At 49.6% G+C, this 19,760-nt stretch carries 19 protein-coding genes; 5 read left to right on the top strand and 14 right to left on the bottom strand.

What is annotated here, in order from left to right; all coding sequences use genetic code 11:
* Positions 1 to 10: 10 nt before the first annotated feature.
* From puhC to bchF, 9 genes are read right to left on the bottom strand one after another with little or no spacing between them, the layout of a single operon-like run.
* Positions 11 to 466 (bottom strand): photosynthetic complex assembly protein PuhC, encoded by a 456-nt coding sequence (gene puhC / locus QUE64_RS06610; RefSeq protein ID WP_286225043.1) that lies wholly within the window; start codon positions 464 to 466, stop codon positions 11 to 13.
* Entirely contained in the window at positions 463 to 1,158 is a 696-nt protein-coding gene (gene puhB / locus QUE64_RS06615) for a photosynthetic complex putative assembly protein PuhB (RefSeq protein WP_286225044.1), read from the bottom strand. Before puhB ends, puhC begins: the two co-directional genes overlap by 4 nt.
* Before the next feature lie 5 nt (positions 1,159 to 1,163).
* Positions 1,164 to 1,934, bottom strand: a complete 771-nt coding sequence (gene puhA / locus QUE64_RS06620; protein WP_286225045.1) for a photosynthetic reaction center subunit H — start codon at positions 1,932 to 1,934, stop codon at positions 1,164 to 1,166.
* A 26-nt stretch (positions 1,935 to 1,960) separates the two neighbouring features.
* Positions 1,961 to 3,391, bottom strand: a complete 1,431-nt coding sequence (locus QUE64_RS06625) for a BCD family MFS transporter (RefSeq protein ID WP_286225046.1) — start codon at positions 3,389 to 3,391, stop codon at positions 1,961 to 1,963.
* 8 nt (positions 3,392 to 3,399) lie between these two features.
* Positions 3,400 to 4,098: a magnesium protoporphyrin IX methyltransferase gene (gene bchM, locus QUE64_RS06630; RefSeq protein WP_286225047.1), complete on the bottom strand. Its 699-nt coding sequence runs from the start codon at positions 4,096 to 4,098 to the stop codon at positions 3,400 to 3,402.
* Positions 4,099 to 4,111: 13 nt separating this feature from the next.
* Entirely contained in the window at positions 4,112 to 5,017 is a 906-nt protein-coding gene (bchL, locus tag QUE64_RS06635; protein WP_108508824.1) for a ferredoxin:protochlorophyllide reductase (ATP-dependent) iron-sulfur ATP-binding protein, read from the bottom strand.
* 18 nt (positions 5,018 to 5,035) lie between these two features.
* Positions 5,036 to 6,634, bottom strand: a complete 1,599-nt coding sequence (gene bchB, locus QUE64_RS06640; RefSeq protein ID WP_286225048.1) for a ferredoxin:protochlorophyllide reductase (ATP-dependent) subunit B — start codon at positions 6,632 to 6,634, stop codon at positions 5,036 to 5,038.
* An 8-nt stretch (positions 6,635 to 6,642) separates the two neighbouring features.
* A complete protein-coding gene (locus tag QUE64_RS06645) occupies positions 6,643 to 7,947 on the bottom strand; it encodes a ferredoxin:protochlorophyllide reductase (ATP-dependent) subunit N (RefSeq protein WP_286225049.1) in 1,305 nt (434 codons plus the stop codon).
* The gene (bchF, locus tag QUE64_RS06650; protein WP_286225050.1) at positions 7,944 to 8,432 is read right to left on the bottom strand and encodes a 2-vinyl bacteriochlorophyllide hydratase; all 489 of its coding nucleotides are present in this window, start codon (positions 8,430 to 8,432) and stop codon (positions 7,944 to 7,946) included. Before bchF ends, QUE64_RS06645 begins: the two co-directional genes overlap by 4 nt.
* 284 nt (positions 8,433 to 8,716) lie before the next feature.
* On the opposite strand from bchF, the gene QUE64_RS06655 reads away from it, so the two are divergent.
* The 5 genes from QUE64_RS06655 to QUE64_RS06675 are packed head-to-tail and all read left to right on the top strand — an operon-like array spanning position 8,717 to position 14,151.
* Positions 8,717 to 9,613 (top strand): cobalamin B12-binding domain-containing protein, encoded by an 897-nt coding sequence (locus QUE64_RS06655; protein WP_286225051.1) that lies wholly within the window; start codon positions 8,717 to 8,719, stop codon positions 9,611 to 9,613.
* Between the two features lie 25 nt (positions 9,614 to 9,638).
* On the top strand, positions 9,639 to 11,054 hold the full coding sequence (gene ppsR / locus QUE64_RS06660; RefSeq protein WP_286225052.1) for a transcriptional regulator PpsR: 1,416 nt from the start codon (positions 9,639 to 9,641) through the stop codon (positions 11,052 to 11,054).
* Position 11,055: 1 nt separating this feature from the next.
* Entirely contained in the window at positions 11,056 to 11,742 is a 687-nt protein-coding gene (locus QUE64_RS06665; RefSeq protein ID WP_286225054.1) for a spheroidene monooxygenase, read from the top strand.
* Positions 11,735 to 13,282, top strand: coding sequence for a 1-hydroxycarotenoid 3,4-desaturase CrtD (crtD, locus tag QUE64_RS06670; protein ID WP_286225055.1), 1,548 nt, complete (start codon positions 11,735 to 11,737; stop codon positions 13,280 to 13,282). The genes QUE64_RS06665 and crtD overlap by 8 nt, the downstream gene beginning before the upstream one ends.
* A 26-nt stretch (positions 13,283 to 13,308) precedes the next feature.
* Positions 13,309 to 14,151 (top strand): carotenoid 1,2-hydratase, encoded by an 843-nt coding sequence (locus QUE64_RS06675; protein WP_286225056.1) that lies wholly within the window; start codon positions 13,309 to 13,311, stop codon positions 14,149 to 14,151.
* Between the two features lie 11 nt (positions 14,152 to 14,162).
* Here the strand turns inward: QUE64_RS06675 and QUE64_RS06680 are convergent, their stop codons facing one another.
* The 5 genes from QUE64_RS06680 to pufL form a co-directional block, all read right to left on the bottom strand.
* On the bottom strand, positions 14,163 to 15,230 hold the full coding sequence (locus QUE64_RS06680) for a phytoene/squalene synthase family protein (protein ID WP_286225057.1): 1,068 nt from the start codon (positions 15,228 to 15,230) through the stop codon (positions 14,163 to 14,165).
* Positions 15,227 to 16,756 (bottom strand): phytoene desaturase, encoded by a 1,530-nt coding sequence (locus QUE64_RS06685; RefSeq protein ID WP_286225058.1) that lies wholly within the window; start codon positions 16,754 to 16,756, stop codon positions 15,227 to 15,229. Before QUE64_RS06685 ends, QUE64_RS06680 begins: the two co-directional genes overlap by 4 nt.
* Positions 16,757 to 16,820: 64 nt before the next feature.
* The gene (gene pufC, locus QUE64_RS06690; RefSeq protein ID WP_286225059.1) at positions 16,821 to 17,882 is read right to left on the bottom strand and encodes a photosynthetic reaction center cytochrome PufC; all 1,062 of its coding nucleotides are present in this window, start codon (positions 17,880 to 17,882) and stop codon (positions 16,821 to 16,823) included.
* Positions 17,883 to 17,891: 9 nt separating this feature from the next.
* On the bottom strand, positions 17,892 to 18,890 hold the full coding sequence (pufM, locus tag QUE64_RS06695) for a photosynthetic reaction center subunit M (protein WP_286223301.1): 999 nt from the start codon (positions 18,888 to 18,890) through the stop codon (positions 17,892 to 17,894).
* 21 nt (positions 18,891 to 18,911) lie between these two features.
* Positions 18,912 to 19,736: a photosynthetic reaction center subunit L gene (gene pufL, locus QUE64_RS06700; protein WP_286223302.1), complete on the bottom strand. Its 825-nt coding sequence runs from the start codon at positions 19,734 to 19,736 to the stop codon at positions 18,912 to 18,914.
* Positions 19,737 to 19,760 lie beyond the last annotated feature (24 nt).

The following is a 19,760-nucleotide window of genomic DNA, read 5'->3' on the forward strand; positions in this document are numbered from 1 at the left end:
TTCTCCAATATCAACGTTGTTGGGTTTGATTTGCATCCGTCCGAAGAAGGCGTGCAAAATGCTGTGAATTAATAACCCCAAAAGATTCCAAATCAATCATGCGTCCGGTGCTGGGGTCGGCAAGGGTTAAGCGCCCATCTTGACGGGCAATTAACTCAAAAGGTGGCTCGCTTCCGATCTCGCGACGCTTGCGCTCTTGCGCCAAGGTCCGTAATGCTCCGCGCACAAAGCCAGCCTCCCCAATAATCACATCAACTTGCTGCTTCGATTGATAGTCGACTACCGCAATTGAGCCATCGGGACGATCTTCAAATCGGAGTTGCTTAATCATTTTTGCTGGCGCATCGGGATAGCGCGCGATCTGTTGAGACTGCGTAATCACCCAAGCAATGAACGCGGCAAACACTCCGAGTGCGAGCATCAGAACCGTTGTTTTGCTGAGAAGGGGTGACGATGAGCGGCTCATGGACGCGATTGGGATACCTTTGCGATCGCCATTCCCTGTCCATAAGAACTTGCGGACGACTCGGGCTGATTGATGGGTTGGGGGCGCAACTCAACTTGATTCATGGTTGCCCAGGTATCTGCAAATAACTTAGCTACCTTGGCACCGTCCGGTACGCATCGCATCATGGGCTCGGGATGCGCCAACTTCCAAGCGCGGGCATGGGGCCATAAATGCAAGAATGGGATTTTGTCATCCGCATTGAGTTTGATGGGAATATCCGCACTACCATCTGGATAAATGTGGACACCTGCTTGAGCCAAACGCTTGAGGGGTAAGTTAAATGTAATCGTCAGCACAATCCCAATGCGCATCACTAGACGTCGATTAGTTAAGGTATACATCGTTGCATTCACCGACCAATAGGTGAGCAAGGCCAACAAGGTCAATGCGCACAGAGACAGTCCCAGAGCCCAGGCAAAGCCAGGCCATTCCTCAGCCCATCCGCCCGTAGAGCGACTAATCGCAATAATCTTGAGAACCACCATGGCAGAAAAGTAAAGTGCAAACCATTGCAAATGTGCCGCATGAAGTGCAAATGATTTGAGGTCTGGCTTTCCTTGCCAAAGAATACGCTCATCTTGAGGCAATGGCTCGGGCAATCCGGGCTGTGCCTCGAACTCATGCTCTGGGGATTGGTAGATGGTGCTCATTCCAATTACACCAGTGGCTCACTGCGCTCAGGAGTGGCGTACAAGGTACCTGCCCCAAAGTACGCCATAATTTTTTCCTCTTCGAGCAAGGTGATTTGCTCCATGCTCTTGGTCGCGGGTACTTTAGCAAAGTGCTTACCCAAGACTGCTTTCACAGATACCTGATTGCGACCGACCCGAGCAAAGTTCATGGGCAATAGCACACGACGTGCACCTGCTTCAGGGGTGGTCTCAAGCTCCAGATACCGAATCATCATCTCGAGGCGATCAACCCAAATCTCTTTAATGGTGCCACCACGTACGCCATCGGCACCCACTACATTGAGACCACGCGGATCAATGTCTTGTCTGGCTACACTGAAGTCACCCAACAAGCGCATTGGGACAATGCGCGGGCCGCCTTCTGGCATGTGATCGGGCACATCAGCGCGATTGGCATATGCGCCTGGGCCAATACCATCGAGCATTGGGTTGCCGGTTGGCTCAATCGGTGCGCCATTCATCCCGTTTGCTGGTCTAGCAGCCAAACGTTCTAAGGGCTCATCTCGTGGCACCGTGACATCGCCACCAAATTGGGTCTTAAAGGTTTTTGGCTTAGGCATCGCTGCAATGCCTTCGGCACGACGCACCTTGCCGGCTTGATCGTACTCAAGCGGAAATCCCTCACGCTTACTCTCAATGGTGAGGTAATAAATGAGGATGGCGAAGAAAACCCAAAATGCATACAGGGCTAATTGCGCGACATCCACGTATTGTGTAATTGCTCCAGTTCCCATAACGTACTCCCCTCTTTAACAATGAATTAGCTTGGAAACTCTGCTAATCCAAACTTCGAATCTGACAGCGATGGCTTTGGACGTTTCATCACAACCAAAGGACCAATCGCAACTAAGGTTGCAAACAACAAAAACAGTTCAATGTGATAGACAAAGCTGTACCCCGTTCCCGGTGAGACCAAAACGGATCCGAGTGACCCAGATACTGCTAAGGTCGAGACCACATCCCGAATCACCCCACCAAGTCCAATTGCTAGACCAGCTGCAGTAGCGCTCACCGCACCCCACGCACCAATGACCAAACCATTCATGCCCAAGGAATCAAAACTCATGGCGGTTGCGAGAGTGCTAACTGCGAACAATCCCCCACCAAAACCAATCAAGAATGCGCCGACTCGAAATAAATTAGGCGCCAGTAATGGCTCAGAGAAGATGACGCAAGTAAAGGCAAAGATCCCGCAGAGCGCCCCAATCGCAGCTAAGCGATGCGAATCAATCCGACGATTTAAGACCTTGGCCGCCAACATAAATGCCAATAAGGCTCCAATCGAGGTCAAGCCGGTTAACAAGGTGGTAGCGCTCACTGATAAGTGAAGTACTTCCGCTCCATAAGGCTCCAAAATGATGTCTTGCATGCTAAAGGCTGCGGTTCCCATCCCTAGCGCAACCAGGAATCGAATCACCTTGTCTTGCTTGGCAAATCGGCTCCAAGACTCTTTAAAGCGAGTGATTGGCTCTTGATTGAGCTGCTCCTTAGTCTTTGGTTGGCGTGCCTCTTGTTTCCACAGCGCCATCAGATTCAGTACCATCGTTAGGGCTGCGGCGCCCTGCACCACTTGAATCAAACGCAGTGGTGAGAAGTTTGTTAGCAATAGTCCAAATATCACGCTACTAAAGACCATACCGATTAGAAACATGACATACATAAGGGCTACCACCCGTGGACGGGATTCTGTCGTTGCTAAATCGGAGGCGAGCGCTAAGCCGGCGGTTTGGGTAATTTGCATCCCAGCGCCCACTAATAAAAATGCCAGCGCTGCGGCAATGTAACTAAACCAATGAGGCCAATTGGAATCCCCTGACAACAGAATCAGAGAGAATGGCATGATGGCGAGACCGCCAAACTGCAACCAACTACCCAACCAAATGTAAGGAACGCGCTTCCAGCCCAAAAAGGAGCGGTGGTGATCACTCTTAAATCCCACTAAAGCACGAAACGGGGAAAACAATAAAGGTAGCGCCACCATCAGCGCGACCAGGCTCGCGGGTACACCCATTTCAACAATCATGACGCGATTGAGGGTACCAATCAGCATCACAGTCGCCATCCCCACCGATACTTGAAACAATGCCAAGCGTAGCCATTTACTTAAAGGCAAATCCTTGGTTGCCACATCAGAAAATGGCATAAACCGTGGCGAGATTCGTCGCCAGGCCGAGAATAGATTAAGGTTCATCACTCGCATCATCGACTTAGCACCATCGCCTGCGAAATATAAAACCCGCGTGCAATCTTTTGGGTCGCATCAATCTTCCAGGTACTCAGATCAGGCTCGCGTGTAATTAACTTCGCCAGCGTTTGCTCAGCAACTGGCTCAATAAAAGGTGCACGATCACCGCGTGGAAATAAACGTCCAACGGCAATCATGGTGGATAAAAATGGGTTCTTAGGCGCAAAAGTAAATGCAATCCGTTGCCGCGTCCGTTGCGCAAGCCCCGCTAGTGCCTTGGTAATATCGCGGCGATGGTAATGAATCATGGAGTCCATACAAACCACGTGATCAAAATCTCCCAAGGCCGGATCTAACATATCGCCAGCAAAGAACTCGATTGACCCCCGACCCAAATCGGTCGGTAAGCGCTCGCGTGCTAGATCAATCAAGGTTGGTGAGATATCGGTGGCCATCACTTGCGCGCCGCGCTTGGCTAACTCGACCGCGAGTGCACCAGTCCCGCAACCCGCATCCAGAACCCGCTGTCCATGAAGATCATTAGGCAGGTAGCCTAAAAGGACATTACGCATCTCATCGCGCCCTGCCCGTACCGTTTTACGAATACCACTTACCGGTGCAGTGGACGTTAATTTTGCCCAAGCGTCAAAGGCAGTTCGATCAAAGTACTGCTGCAACTGACTGCGTTTTTCGAGATACGAATGCTCTTGCATGCTGATGCCTTAATTAATCAAATCCCAAGAGATCAAAAATGTCACGATCCTTCATGGGTACTGCTGGCAGGGGATCTGCGCCCGCCCAGAGGGCTGCCGCTAAACGGAGATACTCTTGCTGAACTTTATCGAGCTCTGGCGATTGCTCCATCTCAAAGAGCGTTGATTTTTTTAAGCGACTGCGACGGATCACGTCAAGATCTGGAAAATGTGCCATTGTCTTAAGGCCCACTTTTTCATTGAACTTATCAATCTGATCGGTACCAGCGCTGCGATTAGCAATCACGCCGCCTAAACGCACGTTATAGTTTTTGGCCTTAGCTCCAATCGCTTGCACAATGCGATTCATCGCAAAGATCGAATCAAAATCATTAGCGGTCACAATCAGTGCACGATCCGCATGTTGCAAGGGTGCTGCAAAGCCACCACACACCACATCACCCAAGACATCAAAAATCACCACATCGGTGTCATCGAGTAAATGATGTTCTTTCAGTAGCTTCACGGTCTGGCCTACCACATAGCCGCCGCAGCCCGTACCTGCCGGAGGGCCACCGGCTTCGACACACATAACACCGTTGTAGCCTTCATAGACAAAATCCTCGACGCGCAATTCTTCCGAGTGAAAGTCAACCTTCTCTAAGACATCAATCACGGTCGGCATTAATTTTTTGGTGAGCGTGAAGGTGGAGTCATGCTTTGGATCGCAACCAATCTGAATCACACGCTTTCCTAACTTAGAGAACGCCACCGAGAGATTCGAGGAGGTCGTGCTCTTACCAATTCCACCCTTGCCATAAACCGCAAAGACTTTTGCCTTCCCAATCTTTAAATTAGGATCAAGTTGTACCTGAACACTGCCCTCTCCGTCAGCTCGTCGTGACTTCATCTCACTTACGGGAATATTGACTACGTTCATAACATGGCTCCAGTGCGCTTAGCGTCCAAAATGGGCTTTTGCGTCATACAAAGTTTCTAAAGAAATCGTTGATAAACCGCGCTCAATCGCAAAGCGCTCGGTATTGCGCTTGGCTTTACCGCGCACAAAGAATGGGATCTTATTGAGCTCTTTCTGTGCTTCTGGCTCCCACACACTCTCAGTAACAGGGGCGCCATTAGCTACTGCCACCTCAGGAACCGGTGTGGGCTCAGACGCGACATTCGCCTCATTCGCGGGGGTGCGCTGATGTCCATGGCCCAAATGAGATGGAGCTGCGCCATCATGAAACTCAAAGTCTTCGCGGAACATACCAATCAAGTGCTCTTCTAATCCCATCATCAATGGATGGACCCAGGTATCAAAGAGAACATTGGCTCCCTCAAATCCCATTTGTGGCGAGTAGCGTGCTGGGAAATCTTGCACATGAATTGGTGCTGAGATAACAGCACATGGAATCTTAAGGCGCTTGGCAATATGGCGCTCCATCTGACTACCCAGAATCAACTCAGGCTGTAGTTCGGTAATGCGTTGCTCGACCTCTAGGTAATCATCCGTAATTAAGGCTTCAATGCCATACTGACTTGCGGCCTCTCGCACTTCCCTGGCCAACTCTCGGCTGTAGGTACCAAGACCAACGACCTGGAAGCCCATTTCTTGGGATGCAACTTTTGCAGCCGCAATTGCATGAGTTGCGTCACCAAAGATGAAGACACGTTTATTCGTTAAATAGGTTGAATCCACCGATAAGGCATACCAGCGTGCGCGTGAGCGTTTTGTCAACTCATCGATATCGCAATGGATTTGCGCTAGGGTGCATACCTCTTCGATAAAGGCACGTGTTGCATTAAATCCGATTGGGATGGTTTTAGTACTGGGCTGCCCAAAGTTTTTACTTAACCACTGGGCTGCACTATTAGCCACCTCGGGATAGAGCACCACGTTAAAGTCTGCCTCATGCAGTCGTGAAATGTCTTCAGGTTTAGCGCCCAAGGGTGCGACAACATTGACTCTCACACCAATCTGTCGTAGTAGCTTCCGAATTTCCACCAAATCATCGCGATGCCGAAATCCTAAAGCGGTTGGTCCCAAAATATTGCAACTTGGTGGCAATCCAGCAGGCCGTGGTTTACGTTTCTCTCCAGGGGATAAAACGTAGTCTTTACCTAACAAACGTACCATTTGATAAAAAGTTTCTGCGGCGCCCCAGTTTTCTTTCTTCTGATAGGCGGGCAATTCCAATGGCAATACCGGGACTGACAGTTGCAATGCAGCCGCTAATCCACCCGGATCATCCTGAATCAATTCAGCGGTACATGACGCACCCACCATGAGTAAGTCGGGCTTAAAACGTGCGTAAGCAGAACGCGCTGCATCTTTGAACAACTCAGCGGTATCACCACCAAGATCACGTGCCTGAAAGGTGGTGTAGGTCACTGGTGGGCGCTTGTTCATGCGCTCGATCATGGTGAAGAGCAGATCTGCATAGGTATCGCCCTGTGGTGCATGCAAGACGTAATGCACGCCCTCCATTGCCGTTGCGATACGCATCGCACCAATATGAGGCGGTCCTTCGTAGGTCCAGAGCGTTAATTTCATGAGCTCTCCTAAGCCGCAAATTTAGTTCTGCGCACCAATGGCCGCGCAAAGAGTTCAGCCAGATCAGCCGCTTGATCAAACCCTTGAATCGGTGTGAACACCAACTCAATCGACCACTTGGTGGTCATGCCCTCAGCCTCCAATGGATTTGCCAAACCCAAGCCGCAAACCACCATATCGGGACGATAATTACGACAGCGATCGAGTTGCTTCTCCACATCCTGCCCCTCGGATAAGCTCACTTCAGCTGGCAGTAAAGCTAGTTCCTCCGCCAGATGTTGGCGATGGATATAAGGCATCCCGATTTCAGTAAGCTGCATGCCCAGTTCGCGGTGCAAAAATCTCGCCAGCGGGATTTCCAATTGTGAATCTGGAAAGAAAAAGATTGAGCGGCCATTGAGTACTTGCCGTTGGCGCTCAAGCGCCAGGTTTGCGCGTTGACGTTTAGGTGCAATCACCTTCTCAACATGATTTGGATCAATTCCAAATGCCTTCGCTGCGGCAGCAAACCACCCCTCTGTACCCTCCACACCAAGTGGGAATGGGGCTGGAATTCGCTTTGCGCCCATATCATCGAGGACTCGAGCAGTTTCGGTTAAAAATGGTTGTACAAGCAAGTACCGAGTATTTGGTCCTAGGCAGGGAATATCACCAGACCGTCTGGGCGGAAAGAATGCATATGACTCAATGCCCAGCTCATTAAAGATTCGGGAAAACTGATCTTCCACAACATCGGCTAAGCAACCAACAATCAATAGATCCACTTCCCTCTGTGCCGGATGATCTTGTGCATGCCGCGGAATTTCTTTGGCAAGTGCGGCCAGGCAAGCATCCTCACCCTGTGTGAAGGTGGTTTCAATGCCACTACCCGAGTAGTTGAGAATACGCACGCGTGGCGTATAGGTTTTACTTAAACGCTCAGCAGCGCGTGAGAGATCGAGTTTGATCACTTCCGATGGACATGAGCCGACCAGGAAGAGCATTTTGATATCGGGTCTGCGAGTGAGGAGCTGATCAACCACGCGATCGAGTTCCTCGTTGGCATCAGCCAATCCCGCCAAGTCATGATCATCGATGATCGCCGTAGCAAAACGGGGTTCCGCAAAAATCATCACGCCCGCAGCCGATTGCACCAAGTGTGCGCAAGTTCGAGAGCCAACCACTAAGAAAAATGCGTCCTGGATTTTGCGGTGCAGCCAAATAATGCCGGTTAGACCACAAAATACCTCGCGTTGACCACGTTCTTTGAGGATTGCGCGATCTTGCGAATCGCACGCAGCGGCAGCGGACTGTAAAGGGATGACACGGTTCATGCCATCACCCGCTCTGTTCCTTGACTTGACTCTTGCAAACGAGCCTGGCGCAGTTTCCATAAAAACTGGGCGGCATTAATCACATACGCCAAATAAGCCGATAAGGCCAACACCATCAGTGCGCGGGGCTCTAAAACACCAAATACAAGCGCGATTAAGTAGGCAGTGTGCAATGCCAAAACCAGCATGCTGAACACGTCCTCCCAATAAAAAGCGGGGGCAAAAAGATACTTACCAAATACCTCTTTCTCCCAAATGCTGCCGGTGATCATGATCGTGTAGAGAATCAAGGTCTTAATCACGATCGAGACATTGGCGGCAAACTCGCCCTGCCCCGTGATTAAAAATCGAATCACGAAATACAAACTCACCAAAAAAATGACAAATTGCACAGGCGCCAAGATCCCCTGAACCAAGGTCCACTTCGAACGATCTCGTCGAATTCGCTCTTCGGGTGTATAAAGGGGGTGAATTTGACTTGCCATGTGCTTTTTTCCTTACGCAGCCTGGCTCCTATATAAATATGTAAACCTAAGTTTACGCTTTTTTATGTAGACAAATCTAGGAATAAACCCTTATATATGTCAAATTATTTTGACAGTTTAGACTCCTAGTGGTAAACCTTAGGGAAATTGGTCAAAAAAGGAAGGTTTTTGGCCTGGATTAGCCTATTTTTAGTTGGATTTCTGAAAGGAGTCATCTAAAAAAAGGTGCTTGGAATGCGATAAATATTGCATCGCAACATATGTAAATGGCTTAGGGGTTAAGAGTGGATCAATTTAATCTACCGAGAAACAATAATCAGGCATCAGAAGGCAAGGAAGGCCAACCATGGCACGAAAAACCGCGCTTCAATACCAAGATTTCCCAAAAGGTGGATTCGCTACCATCCCATGAACTCAATAATCTACTGAATAAAACCATCGAGGCACAAATTATTCCCCGCCTTCTGATGCAGCACGGCAATAAGCACACGGACCTTGATTCCGGAAGTGCTGAGGAGCCAATATCAAGCGATGAGGTGAAACACTTTGCTGAATTGCTCATTCATAGCTCGAATGATATTTGTCTTGGATATATTCAAGCCATGCGCCTTGAAGGTCGGGATTTAAACGAGATCTATCTTGATTTAATTGCACCAGCCGCAAGGCGCTTAGGCTGTTATTGGGAACTCGATGAGCAAAGTTTTACAACCGTGACCCTTGCCCTCGGTCGAGTTCAGCGCATCATGCAAGAACTTAGCCCTGATTTTCGAAACACTCAAAATGAGCAGCAAGGTCTATCCGGAAGAGCGCTACTGTTTGCAATGCCCCACTCCCAACACACGATGGGGGTATTAATGTTGAGCGAATTCTTTATCCAAGCAGGCTGGGATGTCACAACAGTAGCCAACCCCTCTGGTGAGGAAATCCTTAGGCTTTGCCGCGAACAAACATTTGATATTGTTGGGATCTCAATTTCGTATGAGCTGCAATGGGACGCCATGCAGGATTTGGTCCAAGCGATTCGGAAATGTTCAGCTAACTCCCAAATTGGGATTATGGCTGGGGGCGCACTCTTTAATGCTAAGCCAGAATTAATGGATCAATGCGCTGCAGACATTTGCACTTTGAGCGCCCCAGATGCGGTAATTGCCGCTGAGAATATCTTAAAATCGCGAGTTTAAGAAAAACGAATAAAAGATCGAGACCGTGACCAATATTGCCAGCACCGCTCACACTTTTGGGCAGCTCAACCCCGAAGAGATTGCCAATCTCATCGAGGCTTCGGCAGATATCTCGCTCACCCTGAACTCAGAGGGTGTGATTCAAAGTATTGCGTTTGGTAACCCCGATTTACGAAGCCCCAACTTAGAAAACTGGGTTGGTAAATCTTGGATCGATGTGGTCACTGTAGAAAGCCGTCCGAAGATTCAGGCGCTCTTAACGGATGCCAATGAATCCTCCCTCTCGCGCTTTCGGCAAATTAATGTTGCGATGCCGGGCGCCAGTGATTTGCCCCTCCTCTGCGCAACACTGAAAATTGGAAGTACAGGGCAGATTATTGCGCTCGCTCGTGATTTACGCGAGATCTCCCTCCTACAACAACGCTTAGTCGACGCACAGCAAGCGATTGAGCGTGATTACACTCGCCTGCGCCAACTTGAAACGCGGTATCGCGTTTTATTTGAAATGGCCTCCGAGGCCGTATTAGTGCTTGACGCAAATACGTTCAAGATTGTTGAGGCCAATCCCCGTGCTGCTAATTTGTTAAGCGAGTCTATTAGAAAGCTCAATGGCCGTTCCTTGATTGATTATTTATCGAAGGGCGATCGCATTCAGGCTCAGTCATTACTGAGTAAAGTTGCGTATACCAGTACTGCGGCTGACCTCAATACCCACCTACTTAATGGCCAAGAGGCATTTTTATCAGCCGCACCGTTTCGCAATGAAAACCAATCCCTACTATTAATCACGATTAAGCGCTCGGGTGAATTTGTTGACCGTCAAGATGCAGGCGCACAATCATTAGTGATTCAAGCGCTCGAAAATGCGCCCGATGGCTTTATTGTGACCAACTCAGCCGGGAAAATATTAACAGCGAATCAAGCATTCTTGCGTCTGATCATGGCTGATAAGCTCGATCAAATCTTAAATGAGCCTCTGGAGCGCTGGCTTGAGCGTTCGAGTGTCGATTTACGTGTCATGCTCTCCAATCTTCAAGAAAAGGGATCTATTAAGTTATTTGCAACCTCGATTCGAGACTCGTTTGGTACTTTGCATCCGGTTGAGATCTCTGCTGTATCGGTTGCCTACCCACATGCATGCTTAGGATTTACGATTCGTGAGGTTGGCTCACGCATTCGCTCAAAGATCCAACCCGAAGAGTCAATTACACGCTCGAGTGAAGAACTCACACAACTGGTTGGCCGCTTACCTTTAAAAGAAATTATTAACGAGACGACTGATTTGATTGAGCAGCTTTGCATTAAAGCCGCACTCGAGCTCACGCGTGGCAATCGAGTCTCTGCTTCTGAGATGCTTGGTCTCTCTCGGCAAAGTCTCTACATTAAATTACGTAAATATAATCTGAGCGATCAAAGCAAAGATAGCGACATCGAGGAATAAGATGTCTTCACAGGTAGCAGTCATGAGCTTGGTCAGCATCCAACCGCAAGCCAAACTCGCCGGCATTGCGCGTCTGATGTTCAACCGATTTAGCACCTATCGACCAAGCGGCTTATTGCTCCAAAAACACATGGGGTCTGGGAAGAATGCCGGGTTCTCGGTGAGCCCCAGTGGAACCCATCAAGGTTTATTTAGTCTCTTTGATTCTTTGGAGCATGCAAATGCATTTGTTCGCGAATCCCCCTTGCTAAAGTGGTATCAAGAACATGCCCATGAACTATTTACCGTCAAACTGCGTGCTTATTCAGTTAAAGGCCAATGGTCTGGCCATCAATTGAGTGAGTCGATTGCTCCACCAAGCTCAGGGCCAATCGCCTCACTTACGCGGGCATCGATTAAGCCCTCAAAAGCAATATCGTTTTGGACCAAGGCACCACCTGCAGAAGTCGATTTATTGCATACCGAGGGTTGCCTAATCTCTGCAGGTATTGGTGAGGCGCCGATCTTACGGCAAGCAACCTTTACCATCTGGGAATCTCAGGCAGCGATGGATACTTACGCGCGCTCGGGCGCACACTTGGCAGCCATCAAATCCGCCATGCAAGGTCAATATTTTTCGGAATCCATGTTTGTGCGCTTTCAACCATTTGACGCAACCGGTTCATGGAAAGGAAGAACGCTTGCCTAAATCCCTTGGTAATCAACCCATTGTGGTGATCGGTGGCGGCATCGGTGGCTTAGTGAGCGCTCTTGAACTTGCTAGCGCCGGTCTAGAGGTCATCGTGGTTGAGAAAGAGCAAAGCCTTGGGGGCAAAATCCGACAGATTGATTGTGCTGGTCATGGAGTGGATTCTGGGCCAACCGTATTTACCATGCGCTGGGTCTTTGACGGCATCTTTGCCAATGCAGGCACACGACTAGAAGATGTGCTGCGAATAGAACCTCTCAAAATTTTAGCCCGCCATGCATGGAGCAAATCCGAGCGTTTAGATCTTTTTGCCAATCGTGATGAATCGGCTAAAGCAATTGAAGATTTTGCCGGTGCTGCAGAGGCAAGGCGCTTCATTGATTTTTGCGAACAAACCCGCAAACTCTATCGCGCCTTAGAAAAACCCTATATGTTGTCGCAACGGCCCTCGATGATGGGCATGATGAGTGATTTAGGACCAACTGGCTCAAAAGCACTGTATGAAATTGGTTTATTTAATGATCTTTGGAAAAGTCTAGGTCGCTACTTTAAAGACCCGCGCTTACATCAACTCTTTGGGCGCTACGCCACCTATTGCGGTTCCTCACCGTTTCAGGCGCCTGCGACCCTGATGCTCATCGCAGATGTGGAAATGCAAGGAGTCTGGGCCGTGCAAGGCGGCATGATCGCCATTACTCAAGCACTTTCAGATCTGGCGCGCTCCAAAGGAGTACGCTTGATCTGCGGCATGAACTGCGAAGAGATTATGCAACGCAACCGAAAGGTCTCAGGGGTGCGTTTAAGTAATGGCGAAACGATTCAGACGCAAGCCGTTATCTTTAATGGCGATGCCATGGCACTACAAGCTGGCTTATTGGGCGAAGCCAATCGTCAAGCCTCTCCAATTACCCAAACCACCCGCTCGCTATCCGCAATTACCTGGTCGATGTTTGCGAAGCCTCAGGGTTTCCCACTGATTCGGCACAATGTATTTTTTGACTCAGACTACGATAGCGAGTTCACGGATATCTTCTACCGCAAGCGTTTGCCACAAAAGCCAACGGTTTACATTTGCGCCCAAGATCAAACCGACCATCATCTTTCGCACCCCGAAGGAGAGCGACTCCTATGTTTAGTCAATGCGCCAGCCACTGGTGATCACCAACAACCCACTCAAGCCGAGATTGAATCATGTCAAGAAAAATCCCTTTCCCTACTCGAACACTGTGGCCTCAATCTCTCCTTAGCGGATGCAACGGTAACGCGCACTACGCCACAGGACTTTCATCGCCTCTTTCCGGCAACGGGTGGGGCTCTTTATGGCCAAGCCAATCACGGCTGGATGGATACCTTTCGTCGGCCAGCAGCTCAAACAGCGATACCGGGTCTTTATCTAGCGGGGGGCAGCGCGCATCCGGGGGCGGGAGTGCCCATGGCGGCCCTCTCAGGTCGTATGGCGGCCGCAACCCTGATGGGTCACCTCGGTTTGACCAAGCGGTCGGGTCGGGTGCTTATCTCTGGTGGTACGTCGATGCCTTAAGTGATGATGGCCAGCATGGTCTGGTCATGATTGCATTTGTGGGGAGCGTGTTCTCCCCATACTATGCCTTAGCACGCCGTCGCCATGCCCATGTTGATCCAGAAAACCATTGTGCGATTAATTTAGCGATCTATAGTCCGGGTAATAAGCGCTGGACCATGACCGAGCGCAGCGCAGCGAGTATTTCTCGCAATCAAACCGAGTTTGTAATTGGGCCTAGCAGCCTCCATTGGAATGGTGACCATTTGCGGGTTGATTTTGTGGAACGCGCCGTCCCATTTGGTCAACGCGTCGTTGGGCACTTCAAACTATACCCAAAACAATTATTTAATTTCTCAACCCATCTAGATGATCAGCATAAGCATCGCTGGGGACCCTTAGCCCCTGCCGCGCGTATCGAGGTTGAACTAGAGTCACCCAACATTCAATGGAAAGGTAATGCTTATTTTGATTCTAATGAGGGAGATGAACCGATTGCAATTCCGTTTAAAGATTGGGATTGGTCACGTGCACAATTAAGTGGTGAGCGTACTGCAGTCATCTATGATGTGCGCCAGCGTAATGGGATAGAACGAGTCTTGGGGCTCATTTTTACTCCGGATGGTCGCATTGAGCACTTTGAACCCCCTCCTCGTCAAGCTCTTCCCAAAACAGGTTGGCGGATTCAGAGGCAAATGCGTAACCCGAAGGATGCCCAACTCAAGATCTTGGAAACACTGGAAGATACGCCTTTTTATGCACGCTCGGTTCTCAGCAGCGAGCTACTCGGTGAGCGTGTGACTTCATTTCATGAGACGCTCGATGTTCCAAGACTCTCATCTTGGGCAGTGCAGTTTATGCTTCCTTGGCGGATGCCGAGGGTGAAGTAATTGATTCGCGGTTAACGCAGTGGTTGAATAAAACGATCGGCCACAGTCATTTCCGCTTCTCGCTTTCGCTCCTCAACTCGCTCGAGTAGATCAACGACCCAAGTCAGTCTTTCGTGAATAGTTCCACCGTAATGACGGATGTGCGGTGTTTTATTCACCGCCTCAATCAAGAACTGAATCGAGGGATGTGCTTCTGGGTTAAAACGTCGGATCGAGAACTTCGCAATAATGGCTGAAGTGGCATGGGTTAATAAGACCAGTTTGCGTTGCTTTGAGACCACCGCCCGAACTGATACAGAATCCAGGTTCAAGCGCTCGACTTCACGACCAATCTCCGCATAAATCAGACGTGCTGCAGCAATCGCTGGGCGACAGTCCCACGGCAAGTCACTAATTCCGATCTCGGCTTGCGTATAGAGTTTGTCGGCCTCTTTGAGAAGCCGCGCTACTACGCGTGAGATTGCCTCATTAAATTGTGGGTTTGCTAACCACTCCTTGGGTTCAAGCCCCTCCTCCCTCATCCACTCGATGGGCAGGTAGATCCTGCCGTTCATCGCATCTTCACCCACATCACGCGCAATATTGGTTAATTGCATCGCAAGGCCAAGTTCACAAGCACGCGCCACGGTCTCGGACTCACGCTTTCCCATGATCAAACACATCATGGCGCCAACCGTACCAGCGACGCGTGCACAGTAATCGAGTAACTCATCAAAGGTCTCGTAGGTGCGGTACTGCGTATCCCATGCATATCCCTCAATCAATGCGAGTGGTAACTCTTTAGGGATATCAAAGGCACGCACCACCTCTGCTAGCGCCCGATCAGCCGCCTCATCAATGGGTTGACCTAAATAGATGACATCTAATCGCTTTTGTAGAGTGATAATCGATTGCTCAGTAGCGTCTGCTGCATCGGCAATATCATCGGTGATCCGACAAAATGCATACAGAGCCGTAGCAGGATCCCGTACACGACTGGGCAATACACGCGAGGCAGCAAAAAAGGATTTGGAGCCATCGCGCATGGTTTCGACGCACTCACTGAGGTCCTGATCAAAGCGCTTCGAGCTGCGATTCATTGCGCATACCCCTTTGCCACATTAATGGGATGGGGAACCACTGACATTAAAGCCTTCGCAGATGACAAAACACCCGGAATTCCGGCGCCAGGATGGGTGCCGGCACCCACCATATACAGTCCTTTTACATCCTCGCTACGGTTATGCGGTCTAAACCACGCACTTTGCAATAAGAGCGGCTCAAATCCAAAGGCAGCACCTTTGACTGACAACAACCGATCCTGAAAATCCTGCGGTGTGGTGCAAAACGAGGTAGTGACATGTTTTTGAAAACCAGGCAGTACTGATTGATCCAGATACTCTGCAATCGCCTGGCGATAGGACTCTGCAGTCTCTTGCCAGTTTGTGCCACTGTCTAAGTTTGGCACAGGTGACAAGACATAAAAGGTGTCATGACCTGTGGGCGCAAGACTCGGATCGGTCGCGGTTGGGCGATGTAAATAGAGACTGAAATCTTTCGCCAGCACTTTACGTTTGAAGATATCTTCCAGCAACTCGCGGTAACGCTTGCCCAGTAAAATCATATGGTGGGGGATGTCAGGATATTGCTGATTAGTTCCAAAATACCAAACAAACAAACTCATTGAATATTTGCTACGAGCTACTTTCTTATCGGTCCAAACCTTGCGATGCTGCGGTTCAATCAGCTTCTGGTAGGTCCAAGCGGCATCAGCATTCGAGACCACGATATCGGCTGGCACAAAATTACCATCTGCTAGCGTAATACCAACGGCTTTGCCATCACGCACCTCAATGCGCTTTACCTCCTGGTTGCATTGCACATCCACCCCTAAATCAGCCAATAAACGAACTAAGCCCTTAATCAGGGAGCCGGTACCGCCCATGGCTGAGAACACGCCGTGCTTGCGCTCCAAAGAATTAATGAGCGAGTACACCGCCGTTACCGAAAAAGGATTGCCGCCGATGAGAAGCGGATGAAAACTCATCACTTGGCGTAACTTGTCGTTCTTCAAATGTCTTGCAACCAGTGTGTAGATGCTCTCCCAGGCCTTCATCTTCACCATCGATGGGAATGCCTCGAATAAATCACTTAGGGAGTCAAAGGCGACATTACTGAGTTCTTCAAAGCCCAGTTGATAGCATTTCTCGGCCTCAGCTAGAAAACGATCATAGCCCGGCAAGTCTGCTAGACTAAACTTAGCAACCTCATCACGCATGCGCGCCAGATCGCCTGTGTAATCAAAATGGCTGCCATCATCAAACCGAATTCGATAAAACGGATCCATCAGCCGCAGATCAACATCATTCACAAGTTTTTCACCGCATAGCTCCCATAACTCTTCAAGTAAAAAGGGAGCCGTAATAATGGTGGGCCCGGCATCAAAGGTATAACCGTCGCGTTGATGTACATAGGCGCGCCCACCGGGCTTATCGAGCTTCTCAAATACCTTCACGCGGTAGCCCTTATGCGAAAGCCGAATCGCTGCAGCTAAACCACCAAAACCACTCCCAATCACCACCGCAATCGGGCGGTCATCACTGGGCAGATAGGTTCGTTTGAGCATGGCTTCCTAATTTAGAAAAAAATGGCGCCACGAAGGACGCCATAAGTACCGGTTACATCATTCCTTACTTCATCGCTACAGTATTACTCTTCTCAGCAGGCTTTGGTGCAACGCGCGGTGCAGGCGTGCCTGTTAAGAATGGGTAATCTTTGAGCATCGAAACTCCGTAGAGAGGCTTATAGGCTCCCTGATGACAGGTTGCGCAATTCGCTTTTGCCACATCCCCTTCGGGTCCCAATCGATGGGCCGGGAATACATTGGTAATCGGCACCATGTAGTTGTTATTAATGTCACGCGCCATCCGAATGCCATACCATGCGGTCATCCGCTGCGGTGGACTTTGCGACCACTCAGGCATTGCGCGGGTATTGTGGCAATACGCACAATTCACACCCAATGAGTTCGACATATGCACCATCAAGCCAAATACTTTTTCAGTATCCTGGATGCTGTTCTTATTGCCAGTGGGTAAAGCCGTTGGTCCATTCATGCGAATGTTTTCAGCTTTTAATAAGTAAGGGGTGAATGGGTCATAGGGCAAATCACTCCCGCCCACTGATTGTGAGGGGGTATTTTGGCCATTCTTGCCCGTTAAGAACCCACTGCCCTGTTGCTTAGCAGGATCGGTAAACCAAACGTTTTGTGGAATGTTGTTTCCACGGTGGCAAGTGTAGCAGGTCACCCCAGTATCCGCCACGTGTGATTTCCATTCCACGTTAATTCGTTGGGTCATCTGAATCATCTTGCGCGAGACAATTTTTGTGTAATTCGAGTCTTCAGCAAAATTTGCGACGTTATGGCAGTAGGCACAACCTTGCTCAGGGGCAACCCAGCTGGTCATTGCCACCATAAAGTTGGTGAACTGGGCAACGCTCAGATTTCCTAAGACCTTGACGTTTTTGTAGACAGCGCCAGCTTTTGGACCATCCGCATCAGCAGGAATCGATACCGGTACCTGATTCTTTTCTGCCTGCGCCTCTAACGTACGTGGGTTGTATACCATTGCCATACCGGTGCCACGGAAACCACTCTGCACTGAGTCCACTGGCGGGCGTTCACATGCCGTTAGAAATAATGTGGCTCCGGCCAGAGCAGCAATGCCCAATATGCGTTGAATTGAGTTCATGATTGCTCCTTATTTCGCAACAGGTGGAGGTGGCACAAATGTTGCTGCTGGGTCAACCGTGGGGATACTATAGACATCAGGGTATGCAGGTGCAACCCCATGCTTCACAGCCCACAAGTACCAGTTATCAACCACAGTACCGGTTAATAAAATGCCGATGCCGCCAGTGAGTGGCACTAGCACGGCAAACCACCAGGCCCAACGGTGAATCGACTCCATCGTGGCGTTAAAGCCCATGGTCCATCTCCAGAATAATCCGGCACGCTCCGATGCAGTACCGCGATCCACAATTTGCTCAATCTCGCGCTCACCACCATAGCGACCAACCGCTAGGATGGTTGCGCCATGCATGGCAAATAACAGTGCTGATCCATACAGGAAGGCAATGGAGAGCATATGAAATGGGTTGTAAAACAAATTACCGTAACGCAAAGAGAATGCAGCAGTCCAATCCAAATGCGAGAAGATACCAAAGGGCACGCCTTCACTCCAGCTGCCCACTAATAGCGGTCTAAAGAAGCCTAAGACGAGGAACAACCAAATTGCTGACAAGAAAGCCCAAGCAATATGGGTACCCATACCAAGTGCAACCGCACGTCGGTAGGTTCGCCACCACCATAACAGTACCGATGCAGTTAAGAATGCACCGGCCATCATCCACCAACCGCCTTCAGAGAGCGGCATGATGAAGTTCAGGCCATGCTTCGGCAAGGGCGGATCAAGCGATAACCAAAAGAGTTGGCGCACAAACTGGATGGGATCCCAGTTCACCGAGGCCAACATATTCCAGCCAATGATCTGAAAGCCGATCATGCCAAAGAATAAGGAGGCAATCCCAATCGTTCCTAAGTAAATAGGGCCAATCTGCGCATTGCCTAGACGCCCAAATAAATGGACTAAAAAGGGTTTGCCAATCCGCTCGCGCTCATCCTTTCTGGGATTAAGTGGTGAGCCATGATGCGGTTCAGCAACCACCTGAACCTGGGTAAATAAATTTTGATAGTCCATATTCTTATCCCTCGATTCTTTTTATGACCAAATGGGGAGGTTTAACCACCAACCCCACCACTCTGGCCAACCACGAGTCCAAAATGGCCCACTAATAACAATGCAAACGGCACTCCAAAAGACCGCCGCCAATGCCAAAAACAAACCAAGTCGGTGGATTCCTAAGGTACCAACGGAGTAGCCAATCAAATCTCGAAAGAAGGTATCTTCGTGCTCGGGGGTTTTAACAAACTCGCCTTTTTGCGGATTCGTTGACGACAGCACTAATGCACCGTGCATAGCAAGTGCAAGGGTCGTCGTAAAGAATAAGGTGATCGCAATCATGTGCGCGGGGTTGTAATGAAAGTGCAAGTATTGATAGCCGACGTTTGAGACCCAATCGAGGTGACTCAAGATACCGTAGGGGAATCCATGCCCCCAAGCGCCCATCAATACGGGACGAATCACAACCAGCGTGAAATACCCAAAGACCGCGACTGAGAAGGCGAATGGCACATGAAAGCCCATACCTAATTTGCGACAGATCTCGACTTCACGAAGTGCCCATGATCCAAATGCGCCTAGCGCACAAATCGTAATTAACTGCCACAGTCCTCCCTCCATCAGTGGAGCGGGTGCTAGGCCGTATTTCAAATCGGGCGGGGCGATATTAATCTGCCACAAGTTCCAAGTTGGTCCTTGCGATGCGCCCCACAAAATGAGTGCAGTGCCTAAAAAGGTAAAGAAGATCGTGGTGATACCAAAAAATCCGACATAAAAAGGGCCCACCCAAAAGTCGAATAAATCTCCGCCAACCAGGGTTCCCCCTCGTACTCGGTACTTTCGTTCAAAGCTGAGCATGGCCATTTTTTAGTCCTTCCTTTAATTGGT

The sequence above is a fragment of the Polynucleobacter sp. HIN7 genome (assembly GCF_030297595.1).
Taxonomy (GTDB): Bacteria; Pseudomonadota; Gammaproteobacteria; order Burkholderiales; family Burkholderiaceae; genus Polynucleobacter.

What these genes read in the sequence shown, in the direction of transcription:
- puhC (WP_286225043.1), bottom strand. Translation starts at nt 466, where the DNA reads ATGAGCCGCTCATCGTCACCCCTTCTCAGCAAAACAACGGTTCTGATG.
- puhB (WP_286225044.1), bottom strand. Translation starts at nt 1,158, where the DNA reads ATGAGCACCATCTACCAATCCCCAGAGCATGAGTTCGAGGCACAGCCC.
- puhA (WP_286225045.1), bottom strand. Translation starts at nt 1,934, where the DNA reads ATGGGAACTGGAGCAATTACACAATACGTGGATGTCGCGCAATTAGCC.
- QUE64_RS06625 (WP_286225046.1), bottom strand. Translation starts at nt 3,391, where the DNA reads ATGAACCTTAATCTATTCTCGGCCTGGCGACGAATCTCGCCACGGTTT.
- bchM (WP_286225047.1), bottom strand. Translation starts at nt 4,098, where the DNA reads ATGCAAGAGCATTCGTATCTCGAAAAACGCAGTCAGTTGCAGCAGTAC.
- bchL (WP_108508824.1), bottom strand. Translation starts at nt 5,017, where the DNA reads ATGAACGTAGTCAATATTCCCGTAAGTGAGATGAAGTCACGACGAGCT.
- bchB (WP_286225048.1), bottom strand. Translation starts at nt 6,634, where the DNA reads ATGAAATTAACGCTCTGGACCTACGAAGGACCGCCTCATATTGGTGCG.
- QUE64_RS06645 (WP_286225049.1), bottom strand. Translation starts at nt 7,947, where the DNA reads ATGAACCGTGTCATCCCTTTACAGTCCGCTGCCGCTGCGTGCGATTCG.
- bchF (WP_286225050.1), bottom strand. Translation starts at nt 8,432, where the DNA reads ATGGCAAGTCAAATTCACCCCCTTTATACACCCGAAGAGCGAATTCGA.
- QUE64_RS06665 (WP_286225054.1), top strand. Translation starts at nt 11,056, where the DNA reads ATGTCTTCACAGGTAGCAGTCATGAGCTTGGTCAGCATCCAACCGCAA.
- QUE64_RS06675 (WP_286225056.1), top strand. Translation starts at nt 13,309, where the DNA reads ATGATTGCATTTGTGGGGAGCGTGTTCTCCCCATACTATGCCTTAGCA.
- QUE64_RS06680 (WP_286225057.1), bottom strand. Translation starts at nt 15,230, where the DNA reads ATGAATCGCAGCTCGAAGCGCTTTGATCAGGACCTCAGTGAGTGCGTC.
- QUE64_RS06685 (WP_286225058.1), bottom strand. Translation starts at nt 16,756, where the DNA reads ATGCTCAAACGAACCTATCTGCCCAGTGATGACCGCCCGATTGCGGTG.
- pufC (WP_286225059.1), bottom strand. Translation starts at nt 17,882, where the DNA reads ATGAACTCAATTCAACGCATATTGGGCATTGCTGCTCTGGCCGGAGCC.
- pufM (WP_286223301.1), bottom strand. Translation starts at nt 18,890, where the DNA reads ATGGACTATCAAAATTTATTTACCCAGGTTCAGGTGGTTGCTGAACCG.
- pufL (WP_286223302.1), bottom strand. Translation starts at nt 19,736, where the DNA reads ATGGCCATGCTCAGCTTTGAACGAAAGTACCGAGTACGAGGGGGAACC.